We start from the raw sequence: 15,167 nt of genomic DNA, 5'->3' as shown, positions 1-15,167 counted from the left end.
CTATAGCATCTTTCACAGCTTTTATATCTTAGGTGATTCGGTGCTCTTTTTCGGCCGTAGAGATGCGAAAGCCCAGTATTACTGGGCTTTTAAAGAAAGTTAAGGGACAAGCTCTTTATTATTCAATGTTTTGGATCTGCTCGCGCATCTGCTCAATTAGTACCTTCAACTCTACGGCTGCGTTGGTAACATCCGCATTGATGGATTTTGAGGCGAGGGTGTTTGCTTCGCGATTAAACTCTTGCATCATAAAGTCTAAACGTCGGCCACAGGCGCCGCCTTTTTTCATGATTTTTTGAGTTTCGCTAACGTGCGACTTTAAGCGGTCTAGTTCTTCCGCTACGTCGGTTTTTTGGGCAAGGAAAATAAGTTCTTGTTCTAGGCGAGCTTCATCAATATCTACTTTTGCATCGGCTAGTTTGTTTTGAAGACGTTCTTTTTGCCATTCCATAATGGCGGGCATGTGTTGTTCAACAATAGCGGCTTGCTCAAGAATGTTTTCTAAGCGGGTATCAATCATGACTTTAAGGTTAGCACCTTCGCTGCCTCGAGCGTCAATGAAGTCTTTTACTAGACCGTCAAAACCGGCAAGTATTTGTTTTTGAACTTCGTTCATGTCGGTTTCTTCAGCTTCCATCACGCCTGGCCACTTAAGAATATCTAGAGGGTTTAATTGACCATTTGATGATTCAGCGAGTACCCAGTTTGCGCTTTCAATAAGCTGCTTGGCTAAGGTTTCATTTACCGTTAATTGGCCAACTGATGAAGCATTAGCTGTGTATTTTAGAAAGACTTCAACTTTACCGCGTTGCAACTTTTTGCGAAGGCGTTCACGTAATACAGCTTCTAACGAACGAAATTGCTCAGGAAGACGAATATAGGTTTCTAAATAACGTTGGTTAACAGATCGGATCTCCCAAACTGCATTGCCCCAATCCCCTTTAATCTCTTGTCTGGCGTACGCCGTCATACTTTGAATCACAGAACCGTCCTAAATTTTAATTTGATATCAATGTGTCATTAGTATAAACAGTAGTTAAGGGTTCTCACACAATTTTTTAAATTAGTTGAATTGTAAAGTGAACGCTGGAGGTATTGTCATTAATAAACATGTAGTCACATTTCTATTAAAAGGACTATTTTTGGCGGCAGGGCTGTGTAGCGGCCTTGCGTTGTCGAATAACTTGTTAACGGAAGCGTCAACGTCGGCTTGCCCTGTTCCTAAAAAGCTAACGTTTTCTTCTCTACGACACCCTCAAATTCAATCTGAAATACAGCCACTGCTTGAACGCGTTTATGCAAAGTTAGGCATTGAGCTGGAGTTTGTTGTGACAACGTCTTATCGAGACTTAATGCTGGTAGCCAATAACCAATTAATGGGCAGTGCGGCGTTTGCAGACGATATAATCAGTACCATGCCAGGTATTTTGGCGGTGGAGCCGCCATTGCGGAACATGTCTTATGTGCTGTTGTGCCACAAGGACTTAGCTTGTGATGAAAGCATCTTTGACGCACAGCCTAAAAATTCAATAGCCGCTTCAAATGCTATGAGTAAAACAATCTTAAATAGATTTCCACAGTTGAGTCCAAAACAAATGGTGTCAACTCGAGAAGTAATTGGTGTTTTAAGAATGCTGGAAGAAAATAGGGTGGATTACGGCATTTATCCTATTTCTGATAGGCATAATGGAGGTTTGTTAGAACTCCCTCAAAACTTAAATTACTCTATTCTCTACGACTTAAAAAGTTTTCACGTAATAAGCAGGCAAATATCTTGTCTGTTGCCTAAAATAGAAGTCGCGATGCGTGAAGAATTAAGCAAATTAAAGTAATTACTTAAATTTGTCGCTTTTTTAGACAAAAAAGGTCGCAATTGTTTGAAAAAAAGCGTATGATTCGCGCCCTTTTGAATTCCCCCACAGACAGGCTAAGCTCAATTGAACACGTTGCAACTAGGTTGCAGGCGTAAATGGTAATTGAGTGATGATGGACTACGCGTGAAGTTGGGGTAGAGATGTGAGTAAAAAAATGACAGAAAATGTAACCCCAAAGTTTGTTGACTTAGGTTTATCCCCAGCAGTTTTAGAAGCCGTTCAACACGTAGGTTATGAAACCCCTTCACCAATCCAAGCCGAATGTATTCCGCATATTTTAAATGGTCACGATATCTTAGGTATCGCACAAACAGGTACTGGTAAAACAGCCGCGTTTGCATTACCAACATTATGCCACTTGGACCCAAAAATCAATTCACCGCAAATCTTGGTTTTAGCGCCAACTCGTGAATTAGCAATCCAGGTTGCAGAAGCGTTTACCACTTATGCTGAAAAGCTAGATGGTTTCCACGTATTACCTATTTATGGTGGTCAAGACTTCCGTACTCAGCTTCGTGCTCTTAAACGTGGTGTTCACGTTATTGTTGGTACACCAGGCCGTGTTATGGACCATATGCGTCGTGAAACTTTAGACCTGTCTAACTTAAAAACGATTGTTTTAGATGAAGCTGACGAAATGTTACGCATGGGCTTCATCGATGATGTTGAGTGGATCATGGAACACGTTCCAGATGCAGCGCAAATTGCGTTATTCTCAGCAACAATGCCAGCGCCAATCTTAAAAGTGACTCAAAAGTATCTTAAAGATCCTAAAGAAGTTCGCATTAAGCCTAAATCTGCGAGCCACTCAAACATTACTCAGCAGTACTGGATTGTTAATAACAACCAGAAGCTAGACGTATTAACTCGTTTATTAGAGTTAACTGAGTTTGATGGCATGATCATCTTTACTAAGACACGTCAAAGCACGTCTGAGCTAGCGGACAAATTATCTGCACGCGGTCATGCTGCGGCAGCGCTTAACGGTGACATGAACCAATCACACCGCGAGCAGTGTATTGAATCACTTAAGTCTGGTCGTTTAGATATCATTATTGCAACAGACGTTGCGGCACGTGGTATTGACGTTGAGCGTGTAAGCCACGTAATCAACTATGACTTACCATATGACGTTGAGTCTTATGTTCACCGTGTTGGTCGTACAGGTCGTGCGGGTCGTAAAGGTAATGCAATCTTGTTTGCAACGCCACGCGAGCGCCGTTTACTTAAAACGATTGAACGTGAAACTAAACAAACAATTTTACCTTATGAGCCACCTTCAAATGAAGAAGTAACTGCATTACGCGTTGCTGCATTCAAAGAGAAAATGGCTGACGTAATTGCTGGTCAAGACTTAGACTTCTTTAACAAGCTAATTGTTGAATTTGCTGAAGAGTCTAATCAAGAACTAACTGCTGTTGCAGCTGCGTTAGCAATGATGGCTCAATCTGAAGCGCCATTAATTGTAACTGGCCGTGGTATGCCGGGTAATAACAAGTTCGACGATAGCCGTGGCGGACGTGACAGAGATCGTGGCGAAGGCCGTGGTCGTGATAGAGAACGTGGCGGACGCGGTGAAGGTCGTGAACGTGGTGGCCGTGGTGATCGTGATCCTGGTGTTAAAATGCAAGCGTACCGCATCGAAGTTGGTCGTGAGCATGGTGCATCTCCACGTGATATCGTTGGTGCAATTGCGAATGAAGCTAACTTGAGCTCTAAGTTCATTGGTAACATTAAGCTTATGCCTGGTTTCTCAGTAGTTGAACTACCTGCTGACATGCCTGCTGAAACTCAACAGAAGTTAAAGCAAACTAAAATCCGTAACCAAGTTTTAGACATCAAAGTTGACCCACGTGGCGGCGAAGGTGTTGGCGGTCGTGACGAAGGTCGTGGTCGTGGAGAGCGTGGTGGACGCGGTCGTGATGATCGTGGTGGACGTGGCGGTGAAGGCCGTGGACGCGGTGGCGAAGGTCGTGGCGGCGAAGGTCGCGGACGTGGTGCTGAAGGCCGTGGTCGTGGTGGCGAAGGTCATCGTGGTCGTCGTACAGAGAACAAACCTCGCGACTAATCACAGCGTTTAAACATTAACTATCAAAGCAGCTTTCGGGCTGCTTTGTAGTAATTACTTTTAGATGTTTCTATTTTAGTTTTTTCAAATAGAATACACTCAATAAATCCAAGCTAATCAGATTCTTATTAAGGTTTTATCTATGCGTCCAAGTGGAAGAACAACAGCCCAAATTCGTCCTGTTACAATTACTCGTAACTTTACAGCGTATGCTGAAGGGTCTGTGTTAATTGAAGTTGGTGATACTAAAGTTTTATGTAATGCGACAGTGGAAACTGGCGTTCCTCGTTTCATGAAAGGTCAAGGTAAAGGCTGGGTAACGGCAGAATACGGCATGTTACCGCGCTCAACGCATACTCGTAACCAACGTGAGGCGGCCAAAGGTAAACAGTCTGGTAGAACATTAGAAATCTCTCGTTTGATTGCTCGTTCTTTAAGAGCGGCACTTGACCTGTCTGCACTAGGTGAAAATACAATTACTGTTGATTGTGATGTTATTCAAGCAGATGGTGGTACTCGTACTGCGTCTATTACTGGTGCTTGTGTTGCGTTAGTTGACGCGATTAACTACATGCGCAAAGAAAACATCATTAAAACAAACCCGCTTAAGCACATGATTGCCGCTATTTCGGTTGGTGTTTACAAAGGTACACCAATTGCTGATTTAGAGTATTTAGAAGACTCTGAAGCTGAAACAGACATGAACGTTATCATGACTGAAGATGGTCGTTTAATTGAAGTTCAAGGTACGGCTGAAGAAGCGCCATTCACCTTTGACGAAATGAATGAAATGATGAGCCTGGCGAAAAACGCCATTGGCGAGTTAGTGGACGAACAGAAAAAAGCATTGGCGTAAGTTACTGTAGCAACATCTCATGTTGTACGTTTGATAAAGTCGCCGTTTGAATAAAATGTGCGACTTTTTTGTATCTGAATTAGAATTTACAGAGTAGCGCTTATGACTATTTTCATGAGCATTAAGTAGGAGAATGAAGTGAAAGATTATCAAAAAGAGTTTATTGAATTTGCATTAGAGAAGCAGGTTTTAAAGTTTGGTGAGTTCACCCTAAAGTCGGGTCGTACTAGCCCTTACTTTTTTAATGCTGGTTTGTTTAATACTGGCCGTGACTTAGCTCGCTTAGGGCGCTTTTATGCTGCTGCGTTGGTTGACTCTGGCATTTCCTACGATGTTTTATTTGGCCCAGCATATAAAGGCATTCCAATTGCGACCACCACAGCGGTTGCGCTTGCTGATCATCACGATCACGACACGCCATATTGTTTTAATCGCAAAGAAGCGAAAAAGCACGGTGAAGGCGGCAGCTTAGTAGGCGCTGAGCTAAAAGGTAATATCATGTTAGTGGATGACGTTATCACTGCTGGTACTGCGATTAGAGAGTCGATGACTATTATTGAACAAGCTGGCGCTGCGTTATCAGGTGTTTTAATTGCGCTTGACCGTCAAGAAAAAGGCAAAGCTGAGTTATCAGCAATTCAAGAAGTAGAACGTGACTTTGGTACCAAAGTGATTTCAATTGTGACATTGTCTGACGTAGTGAGTTTTCTACAAGACAGCGAAACGTTTGCTGAATATTTACCAAGCGTACAAGCATATCGCGCAAAATATGGAATTTAATGACGTTTTAACTGTCTTGTAAAAGGTGTTGATCAATTAATTCGCAGGGGGCGCAATGAGAACGTTATATCCGGAAATCAAAACGAACCAAACTTACATGTTAGATGTGGGTGACGGGCATCAAATTTACGTTGAAGAGTCTGGCAACCCAGATGGAATTCCTGTTATACACTGTCATGGTGGCCCGGGTGGTGGCAGTTCGCCTGCTCAACGACGATACTATGATCCTGAAAAATATAGGATCATTTTATTTGATCAACGAGGCTGCGGACAGTCAAAACCTAACTGCGCTGATGACATTACGGCAACCTGGAACAATACTACTTCGCACTTACTTAAAGACATGGAAACGATTCGTGAGAAGCTAGGCGTTAAACGCTGGGTTGTCACGGGTGGTTCTTGGGGCACAACGGTGGCATTGTTGTACGCCATAAGAAATGCCGCGGTGGTAGAAGCCATTATTTTACGCGGTGTATTTTTAGCGCGACAGCAAGACATTGACTGGTTGTTTAATCCTAATACTGGCGCAAGCCAAATCTTCCCAGAGTATTACGCTAAGTTTGTCCAAGGCGTGCCTACCGAATCAACCGCTGAAATCCTTGAGCATTATCAAGAAAAGCTAATGGGTGACAATGATTTTGAACAGTTAGCGGCAGCGAAAAAGTTTGGGGCGTGGGAAGCCAAAATGGTCCAGCTTAATTACCATCTTGATCATTACAAAGGCAGTCATCGTGAGTTACTGACTATGGCGATTTTGTACAGCCACTACTTTACCAATCACAGCTTTATTTATGAGTCGGAAATCTTAAGTGAGATATCTGCAATAAAAGCTATTCCTGGTTACATCATACATGGCAGGAACGATGTGGTTTGCAAACCAGAAGGTGCCTATACATTAAGTACGGCTTGGCCAGCGAGTATTTTAGAAATGGTGCCAGCAGCGGGTCATGCCTCGTCGGAGCCGGGTATTATTGATGGCTTAGTGAGAGCTAGCAAAAAAGTTGCTGATTTTATTAACGAAAAAAAGAAGTAAGGTAGTACATGATAGGTCTGATCCAAAGAGTAAAGCAGGCAAGTGTTGATATTGACGGAAGTACGGTAGGTGCTATTGATACAGGCTTGTTGGTTTTATTAGGCGTTGAGCAAGAAGACAATGAACAAAAAGCTAAAAAGCTAGCAGAGCGAATTAGCAAGTACCGTATTTTTAATGATGAAAACGGCAAGATGAATTTAAACGTGCAGCAAGCAGAAGGTTCTTTGCTTGTTGTTTCACAATTTACGCTTGTAGCTGATACTAAGTCTGGTAATCGACCTGGTTTCTCTCGCGGTGCCTCGCCAGAGCAGGGCAAAGCACTATACGAGTATTTTGTTGAGTGTTGTAAGTCGTTAGGCTTAACCGTTGAAACGGGTCAGTTTGGTGCCGACATGCAAGTGTCATTAGTGAATGATGGCCCAGTGACTTTTTCATTGAATGTTTAAGCGAATTTGAGTTTAGCTTGCCAGAATTACAGAATTACAAAAATAATAATTAAAACAAAAGGAAGCAGTGCAATGTGGTTATTAAAAGGGTTAACAATTCTAATTGGTGGATTGGCGCTAGCCATGAGTGGTTATTTATATCAGGTAATTGATCAAACTAGCTTTTTTAACGAAGTTGTGGAAATTCCTGCGGATCAAATTTGGATGTATCACTTAGTGGCAGCTGTTGTCATCGTTTGGTTGGTGATAAGTTTGTTTATGAAGTTGTTGCCACCGCTTTTAATCGTTGGTTTGTTAATTGTAGCCGTGGGCAGTGAAGGTATGTTTTTAGGACTTAACTTTAACGGCACTATTGTTGAGCAGTCTGAGTTTATGGAAAACTTAGAAAACAAAGCCGAAGAGCTATTAGAAAAGGCCGAAGACTTACTCGACAACTAATAGCTAACAACTAACACTGGGCCGCTCAGTATCAAATTGACTTGGCGAGGTTGTGTATTTCAATCTCGTCAGGAAAATTAAACGTTTCGATATGCTCCATTAAAGCGCCTTGCAGTTCAGGGCTTTTATAAGCCAACAAAATGTGATTTTTCATACCAGGCACGGCAAAGAGTTTTGATTTAGCATCAAAGCACTCATTAACCGTTTCAACCAATGATGTAAGTATTTCAGGCTCTGAACGCAAACAGTTGAAAACTAGCCAACCATCCTGTTTAGTTATTTTATAGCAGTCTAAAAAGAATTCAGCGCTAAAAACTTTAGTTGGTGACTCAGCGCCATGAAATAAATCAACCACCACCCAGTCATACTGCCGTTTGTCATTCACAGCTTGAGCTATAAACTCAAATGCGTCGGCCTTGATAATATTAAGATTATCGCCGCCTGGCATGTAGTTTTTAACGGTATCAATTACGTCTTGGTCGTATTCAATACTGGTGAACTCTACGGACGCTTGGGTTTGTGCAAAATAACGCTGAACCGATTGACCACCGCCACCTAGTTCTAAAACACTTGATGGTATTTTATGGTGATTGTACGGTAAGAACATGGCTAAAATATGAGGTAGAACTGGACGGTAGGGCGCCTTATTTTGGCAGGCACTTTGTATTACGCCATTTATTTCCATCCAAATATGGTGTTGATTTTGCAAGACTTCTATTCTTAATTCAGTAGACTGATAAAAATAAACCTGTTGGTTGGCTTCTGAGCTAAACTGAAATTGCGCAACATCCATAATGTTTTTTATTCTCTAATATTAAGCAAGTTAGGTGTAGAACGACAGCATAACAATAACTAGTCGTGGCGCAATAGTGAAATATTTTAGGGGAGATAATTATGTATCAAGTTGTTGCACCACAAACCGAAGCAGACTGGGAACAATATTACGAAATTCGTTGGCAGATCTTGCGTGCGCCTCTGCAGCAGCCCCGTGGTTCAGAAAAAGATGAATACGAGCAACATGCTTGGCATCGCATGGTAAAAGACGACACTGGTAAAGTGGTTGGCGTTGCTAGGCTTCATTTGGTAAACAATGAAGAAAGCCAAATTCGTTACATGGCGGTTATTGAAGATCATCGTCGAAAAGGCTTAGCAACTATGATGCTTGAGTCGTTAGAGGCCATTGCGCGGCAAGAAGGCGTTGACCGCGTTATTTTAAATGCGAGAACCTCCGCAACTAATTTTTATGAAAACCTAGGTTATCAAGTCACGGGTGATGCCCCTGAAATTTTTGGTGCTATTCCACATGTTCAAATGTGTAAACCGCTTGATAAAGTTGAAGTGATTATTCGTCATCCTCAGTGGTGTGTTGATTTGCAGAATATTTGGCATCAACAAATTCCAATAACGCAGCTAATGGGTATTCGTGTATATCAATATACTGGCGAAACCTTTGAAACTCGAGCTGCGTTAAATCCAAATATGAACTTACACGGTACTATGTTCGCTGGTAGCATTTATTCACTCGCAACGCTAACAGGCTGGGGATTGGTTCATTTGCGAATGAAAGAGAGCGATATAGAGGGCGACATCGTATTGGCCGATGCAAATGTGCATTACCACAAGCCGGTCACTGAATTACCTCGCTGTATTGCGCATTTTGAGCATTTGGAAGGCGATTTTGAACCATTAAAAAGCGGTAAAAAAGCCAGAATTAGTGTGCAAGTGGATGTTATGGATGACCAAGTCAAAGTAGCTCAGTTTAGCGGTGAGTATGTTGTGATCCCAAAAAAGAAGAAAAAGTAATATGAAACAAAGAGTCGGCATCATTGGTGGTGGTTTTATAGGTAACGCATTGGCGCAAAGCCTAAATAAAGATAAATATGATGTTACGTTGTCATATCGCTCAAACAAGCCAGAATTAGCAATTTTGGATGTTAATTATGAGTTTTGTGATGTGGACAGAGACTCCGTTACTGGAGGAGAAGCTTTATTTCAGGTTGATTCGCTAATAGTTTGCATTCCCCCTGGCTTTAAAAAAGATATGGGTGATTCTTATACACCTCGTATAAAAACTATTATTAATAAGGCCCAAAATAGCAAGGTAAAGCAGGTTGTTTTTACAAGTTCTATAGGAATTTATTCTAAAGCAGGCATTAATGACGAAAATACTGAGCTGGATCTTTCGGTCAATAAGGTGAAAGTCTTATATGACGCGGAACAAGAGGTATTAAATAGCAGGTTACAATATAAACAGGTGCTAAGATTAGGTGGTTTGATAGGCGGTAGTCGCCAGCCGGGTAATTTTAGAGTTGTGATAACTGAAGAAAACGCCAATGAGCCGGTGAATATGGTTATGCAGGAAGATGTGGTTGAAGCCATTATTGCGGTAATAGATGATGCATTTTCCCAAACGTTGTCTCAGTCAAAACATCAAGCCGTTTATAACGTTGTTGCGCCGCATCATCCAAACAAGCAAAGCTTTTATCGATATGCGAGACAGCAAGCTGACACGTTAACAACCACTGAAATTATCGGGAACCCAATCACGACAGAAGGACGTTTGGTAAAAGGTGACTTGATAACTCAAAAGCTAGACTTTAGTTACCAACACGATAACTTTTTTGAGTCATTTAGCACTAACGTTGTTTAGCGAGATATTTGTCTAATTGATTCGCAAATTGCTGTTTGTCTTTGTCGCCGTATTTAGCTTGGCCACCTGACTGCACGCCACTTGCTCGCATGGTATCCATAAAGTCACGAATGTTTAATCGCTGCTTTATGTTTGCGGTAGTATATAACTCACCTCGTGGATTTAATGCGATGGCTTTTTTGTCTATCACTTCCGACGCTAAAGGGATGTCGGCGGTAATCACTAAGTCACCTTCTTTGGCTTGCTCAACAATATAGTTGTCGGCAACATCAAATCCAGAGCTGACTTGCATGCTTTTAATAACCAACGACGGCGGCGTGGCAATGTATTGATTAGCGACCAATATAAGTTCAGTTTTGGTTCGTTCAGCGGCTTTAAATAAAATCTCTTTTACTGGCACTGGACAGGCGTCTGCATCTACCCAAATTGTCATATATTTGTCTCATTTTTTGTGGAGTGCGCAGTGTATTCTATAACTTCAAAGCTTGCAAAAGAGAGCGTGCTAATAAATGATGGAATCAATTGGCGGGAGTTAGGCATGAAATTATCTAAAATCATTCTTCAATCGGTATGGCTATTTGCCCTGCTTAGCTCATATAATTGTCATGCGTTGGTCAATCCATCAAAAGACATCAAGGATTCTATGCTCGATTTAAAGCGTGAAGCAACATTTACTCAGTTCATTAAGTCTACCATTAACCCTTTTTGGGAAAGCTATGCTGTACCTGGTCGTTTTGTTAACCGCCAAGGATTAACCATTCATTTTGTTGAAGTGGGCAATGAACATGCCGAGCACACTATTGTTATTTCGCCTGGTCGTGTTGAGGGTTATTTAAAATATAAAGAGCTGGCGTTTGATTTAGTAGAACAGGGCTATCGAGTATTTATTATTGACCATCAAGGGCAAGGTTTGTCATCACGATTATTGGTGAATCGCCACAAAGGTCACGTTAAGCACTTTGATGACTACGCCAGCGACTTTAATCAATTTATGACTGAAATTGTAGAGCCAAAAGTAGTGGGCAGCGTGTCTATTGTCGCGCACTCAATGGGCTCTGCTATTGCATTACGTTATTTACAAACACATCAACACAAAGTAAATAAAACGGTGTTTTCATCACCTATGTGGGGTTTACCGACTGGACCTATCCCTGCCCAGGTTTTAAAACCTGTGGTTAAGTCTGCCGCTTGGTTAGTAGAGTTAGTTCAACCGCAAACGCCATATTTTGTAGGAAGTATGGATTATGAGTCGGTGCCATTCGCCACAAATTCCCTTACTCACTCAGAACCTCGATATCAGTACTTTAGAGAGACCTACGAGCAAAACCCAGACCTTAAACTTGGCGGCATTACTTATAGTTGGGTGGTAGCCTCGATTAATGCGTTGGATAAAGCGTATGCGCAATTAGACCGCGTTCGCATACCTGTCATGGTGTTTCAAGCTAGTGAAGATGGCGTTATTGATAACGAAGCGCAGAACAAGTTTTGTCAGCGACTTAAAGATGTGGGCAACGAGTGTGAAACGGGTCAGCCAATTGTATTTGACGGCGCACGTCATGAAATATTTATTGAACGAGACGCCATCAGAGCTAAAGCCATCAAGCAGATGTTAGCCTTTATTAAAAGCTAAATTCAAACAGGCAAAGCTCTGAGGTATTAGTACAAGTGCTTTGCTTCACGAAACATGACCCAAGATGCAATAACATACTTGTCATCTGAGATTGGGGTAAGCCCTCGGTGAGTGTGCGTAAAATCGCATGGCGCCAATACTAGGCTACCGGCTTTTGGAGTTATTTTAGCTTGCTGGTAAAAGAATTCTGTTTCTCCACCTTCGTCAATATCATTCAAATAAAACAAGATTAACAAGCTACGTCGTAACGAACGTTGAGTGGTATCTGTTGGATGTGGGAAATGCTCTGAATGCCAATGAGGGTACCCACCTTCTTGTTTTTTATATTTCTGTATATTAAGAATGTCTAATTCATAAATTCGAGATGCAATTTGGCCAATTTGTTCGTCGGACATGTTGTTTATATTGTCGTGGCTTAAAGTGGTTATTTTTCCAGAGGCAGGGTCTTGCATTGAAGTTGATAAAGCGCCGGTGAGCAGCATTGGATGCATTCGAGCATATTGCACTAGGGCATTTAGCAACACTTGAGACAACTCATTTTGAGTGTTTTGCCAAGTTGCGTGATTATTGATGGTTAAGTCTAAACTATTCTTTTTGGTGGTATCAACGCCGTTGCCCGTTCGACCCGGATGTTTGTTTTGGTCAGACTCAAATTGTTGAATTATGTTTGTGCATTGCTCTGGGCTTAATGCTTTTTTAAATTCTAAAATGAACTGACTCATACCACTGCCTTTTATTGTTTTTATGTGACTTAGGCACGCAATGTGGCATGTTCTAACATATAATGTCAAAAATTAGGGCTTTACGCCGTTTAGATAACCATATTTTGTGAAGAGAGCTGTATGCTTAACATCGTTTTGTTCCAACCAGAAATACCCCCAAATACTGGCAATATTGTGCGCTTATGTGCCAATAGTGGGTTTCAACTTCATTTAATTGAACCACTTGGATTTGATTTAGATGAGAAAAAAGTACGTAGAGCCGGTTTGGATTACCACGAATTTACCAAAGTAAAACGTTACCCAAATTTCCAAGCTTATGTAGACGCTAATACAGATAGTCACTTATATGCCTGCACCACAAAAGGGTCTGGATACCACAGCGACGTTAGCTATAAGGCTGGCGATAGTTTAGTTTTTGGGCCTGAAACCCGCGGTTTACCAGATGATGTTTTACAAATCATTGGTAAAAGTAATTGGGTTAAAATTCCAATGCAACCAGATAGTCGCAGTATGAATTTGTCGAATGCGGTTTCTGTTTTTGTATATGAATCTTGGCGTCAGCTGGGGTATGAAGGCTCTAAATAGTTAAAAATTAACAAACTATTACAATTTACTCATAACATAAGTTGGCACTTTACTGACCTCCATCTATGCTTAATTAACGGTGTATTTGGCAAACGTACAGGATAGGTGCCTTGCAGTTTATAACTTCTCTTTCTTGTCTACTCTTTTCGTGGTCATTTATCGCGATAGGTGTTGAATTTGTTGCTCCAGTTTTAAAGGAACGGCCTGTTGTCGAACCTGAAGAAACGTTAAACATCCTTATAAACCACGATACTATTATGATGATCATTACGCTGTTTTGTGCGGCAGTTTTCATCATGGTCATGTACGGACGCTGGTTAAAAGTCAAACTTGCCTTTCAAGCAACCACTAAACAATCATTTATAGATTCCTTGCTAGCCAATACTCGAGAAGCCATTTGGATTGCTGACAAAGACCGTGAAATCGAAAAAATTAATACGGCTTACTCGGATCTCTTTGGATTAGACGAGGATGAAATTGTAGGTAAATGTTTTAAAGTTTATAACGATGAAGGTCGTAACTACGAAGTCGAAAATATTATTTGGCAAGAAGTTGTTAAAACTGGATTCTGGCATGGTGAGCTTTGGACCTACAATAAAGATAACCAACGAATATCTATAGATATGTCTGTGACTCGGGTTGCCACATCGCAAAAAGTGACGGGCCAAGTGGAAGTTAAATATGTTGGCATGATGTTCGATGTTACAGACCGTAAACATAATGAACAAGCGCTACACCAGTTAGCAACACGTGACCAGCTGACAGACTTACCCAATAGAACCTTGTTCATTGAATACATTAAACATTCTATATCAACTATACAGCCATCGTTACCGCACATAGCGGTAGCTTTTATAGACATAGACAACTTTAAAAAAGTGAATTCGAGCATAGGCTTGCTGCAAGGCGATGAAATTATTTCTATGGTGGCTACTCGGTTAGAAAAACAACTGGATAGCAGTATTTCAATAGCCCGTTTAGGCGGTGATGAATTTGCTTTATTGGTGCCAAACGTATTGTGTGGCAGTAATCCTATCGTTTATATCGAAAAGGTTATTCATGATGTTCAGCAATGTTTTAAACAAACCTTTCAAATTGCAGACCAAGAAGTTAACTTAACCACGAGCATTGGTGTCGCCATTTACCCAACACACGGCACCAAAGCTGATGCACTAATGCGCTGTGCTGACACTGCGTTAAATAGAGTGAAAATAAGCGGCCGAAATGACGCGTTGATTTTTGATCATGCCATGGATGATATTACGTCGGACGATTTAAATATAGAAAGTGAGCTAGTAGGCGCTTTAAATAACAATGAACTTTCAATTCATTATCAACCGTTATTTCACTCTAAAGAAGAGCGCATATATGGTTTTGAAGCACTGGTTAGATGGAATAGTAAAACGAGAGGCTTAGTGCCTCCAGGTCATTTTATTGAGATTGCAGAGCAGAATGGATTGATCCGACAGGTTGATTTTTTTGTTTTAAAAGAGGCATTCTCGGCAGCTCAACGTTGGTACGATAAAGGCTTAATGCGTGGCCGTATTGCCGTAAATATTTCTTCGGTTAATTTTCAGCAGGCTGAATTTGTGTGTCAAATTAAAGAGTTGGTTGCCAGTATAAATGGTAATTGTAAGCTTATTGAGCTGGAGCTAACAGAAACGGCCATGATGATTGACGCACCAACGGTGGCAAAAAACATATCTATATTAAAAAGCATGGGCTTTACTATTGCTTTGGACGACTTTGGCACTGGTTTTAGTTCGTTAGGGCACTTAAAACAATTTGATATTGATAAGGTTAAAATTGACCGGTCCTTTATCCATGAAATTGAGTTTAATGAGCAAGATAGAAATATCACTTCTGTGATTATTCAACTGGCCGGCCACTTAAATATTGACGTGGTAGGTGAGGGGGTTGAAAACGAACAGCAAGCTTATCTGTTGCATGTTATGGGTTGCCATCACTTGCAGGGTTATTTATTTAGCCGTCCGCTTCCTGAGCCGCAATTAATGGAGTATTTAAAAGAATTACCTAAAACATTGCCGAATGTTTCACAGCGCATGAATATTGGAAGGTAGATAA

At 41.2% G+C, this 15,167-nt stretch carries 16 protein-coding genes; 12 read left to right on the top strand and 4 right to left on the bottom strand.

Features of this window, described 5'->3' with window-relative positions; all coding sequences use genetic code 11:
- Window positions 1-118: 118 nt before the first annotated feature.
- Window positions 119-982, bottom strand: coding sequence for a YicC/YloC family endoribonuclease (locus tag ABD009_RS06015; RefSeq protein WP_343823552.1), 864 nt, complete (start codon window positions 980-982; stop codon window positions 119-121).
- Between the two features lie 160 nt (window positions 983-1,142).
- Between ABD009_RS06015 and ABD009_RS06010 the strand changes: the two genes are divergently transcribed.
- The 7 genes from ABD009_RS06010 (at window position 1,143) to ABD009_RS05980 (ending at window position 7,495) form a co-directional block, all read left to right on the top strand.
- Window positions 1,143-1,832 (top strand): type 2 periplasmic-binding domain-containing protein, encoded by a 690-nt coding sequence (locus ABD009_RS06010; RefSeq protein ID WP_343823550.1) that lies wholly within the window; start codon window positions 1,143-1,145, stop codon window positions 1,830-1,832.
- A 196-nt stretch (window positions 1,833-2,028) separates the two neighbouring features.
- Window positions 2,029-3,942: a DEAD/DEAH box helicase gene (locus tag ABD009_RS06005; protein ID WP_343823548.1), complete on the top strand. Its 1,914-nt coding sequence runs from the start codon at window positions 2,029-2,031 to the stop codon at window positions 3,940-3,942.
- Window positions 3,943-4,084: 142 nt separating this feature from the next.
- Window positions 4,085-4,798, top strand: a complete 714-nt coding sequence (rph, locus tag ABD009_RS06000) for a ribonuclease PH (protein ID WP_155695844.1) — start codon at window positions 4,085-4,087, stop codon at window positions 4,796-4,798.
- Window positions 4,799-4,936: 138 nt separating this feature from the next.
- Window positions 4,937-5,578 (top strand): orotate phosphoribosyltransferase, encoded by a 642-nt coding sequence (gene pyrE / locus ABD009_RS05995; RefSeq protein ID WP_343823545.1) that lies wholly within the window; start codon window positions 4,937-4,939, stop codon window positions 5,576-5,578.
- A 55-nt stretch (window positions 5,579-5,633) separates the two neighbouring features.
- A complete protein-coding gene (pip, locus tag ABD009_RS05990; RefSeq protein WP_343823543.1) occupies window positions 5,634-6,611 on the top strand; it encodes a prolyl aminopeptidase in 978 nt (325 codons plus the stop codon).
- 8 nt (window positions 6,612-6,619) lie between these two features.
- A complete protein-coding gene (gene dtd, locus ABD009_RS05985; RefSeq protein WP_343823542.1) occupies window positions 6,620-7,057 on the top strand; it encodes a D-aminoacyl-tRNA deacylase in 438 nt (145 codons plus the stop codon).
- A 72-nt stretch (window positions 7,058-7,129) separates the two neighbouring features.
- Entirely contained in the window at window positions 7,130-7,495 is a 366-nt protein-coding gene (locus ABD009_RS05980) for a hypothetical protein (protein ID WP_155695842.1), read from the top strand.
- Window positions 7,496-7,526: 31 nt separating this feature from the next.
- Here ABD009_RS05980 and ABD009_RS05975 read toward each other — a convergent pair whose 3' ends face one another.
- Complete coding sequence (locus tag ABD009_RS05975) at window positions 7,527-8,288, bottom strand: spermidine synthase (protein ID WP_343823540.1); 762 nt, start codon at window positions 8,286-8,288, stop codon at window positions 7,527-7,529.
- Between the two features lie 101 nt (window positions 8,289-8,389).
- On the opposite strand from ABD009_RS05975, the gene ABD009_RS05970 reads away from it, so the two are divergent.
- Window positions 8,390-9,298 (top strand): bifunctional GNAT family N-acetyltransferase/hotdog fold thioesterase, encoded by a 909-nt coding sequence (locus ABD009_RS05970; protein ID WP_343823538.1) that lies wholly within the window; start codon window positions 8,390-8,392, stop codon window positions 9,296-9,298.
- 1 nt (window position 9,299) lies between these two features.
- Complete coding sequence (locus tag ABD009_RS05965) at window positions 9,300-10,145, top strand: NAD(P)H-binding protein (protein ID WP_343823536.1); 846 nt, start codon at window positions 9,300-9,302, stop codon at window positions 10,143-10,145.
- Here the strand turns inward: ABD009_RS05965 and ABD009_RS05960 are convergent.
- Window positions 10,132-10,578, bottom strand: coding sequence for a YaiI/YqxD family protein (locus ABD009_RS05960; protein WP_343823534.1), 447 nt, complete (start codon window positions 10,576-10,578; stop codon window positions 10,132-10,134). The genes ABD009_RS05965 and ABD009_RS05960 overlap by 14 nt on opposite strands.
- Before the next feature lie 105 nt (window positions 10,579-10,683).
- Here ABD009_RS05960 and ABD009_RS05955 point away from each other — a divergent pair, with 105 nt between their 5' ends.
- Entirely contained in the window at window positions 10,684-11,775 is a 1,092-nt protein-coding gene (locus ABD009_RS05955) for an alpha/beta fold hydrolase (protein ID WP_155695837.1), read from the top strand.
- Between the two features lie 26 nt (window positions 11,776-11,801).
- On the opposite strand, the gene ABD009_RS05950 is transcribed toward ABD009_RS05955, so the two are convergent.
- Entirely contained in the window at window positions 11,802-12,497 is a 696-nt protein-coding gene (locus ABD009_RS05950; protein ID WP_343823531.1) for a 2OG-Fe(II) oxygenase, read from the bottom strand.
- A gap of 120 nt (window positions 12,498-12,617) precedes the next feature.
- Between ABD009_RS05950 and trmL the strand changes: the two genes are divergently transcribed.
- Both trmL and ABD009_RS05940 read left to right on the top strand, forming a co-directional pair.
- Window positions 12,618-13,082, top strand: a complete 465-nt coding sequence (gene trmL / locus ABD009_RS05945; protein ID WP_343823529.1) for a tRNA (uridine(34)/cytosine(34)/5-carboxymethylaminomethyluridine(34)-2'-O)-methyltransferase TrmL — start codon at window positions 12,618-12,620, stop codon at window positions 13,080-13,082.
- Window positions 13,083-13,192: 110 nt separating this feature from the next.
- The gene (locus ABD009_RS05940) at window positions 13,193-15,163 is read left to right on the top strand and encodes a putative bifunctional diguanylate cyclase/phosphodiesterase (RefSeq protein WP_343823527.1); all 1,971 of its coding nucleotides are present in this window, start codon (window positions 13,193-13,195) and stop codon (window positions 15,161-15,163) included.
- Window positions 15,164-15,167 lie beyond the last annotated feature (4 nt).

It is taken from the genome of Psychrosphaera haliotis, assembly GCF_039523615.1.
Taxonomy (GTDB): domain Bacteria; phylum Pseudomonadota; class Gammaproteobacteria; order Enterobacterales; family Alteromonadaceae; genus Psychrosphaera; species Psychrosphaera haliotis.
The sequence above is the reverse complement of the archived record's forward strand: the minus strand, read 5'-3'. Positions and strand labels throughout refer to the sequence as shown.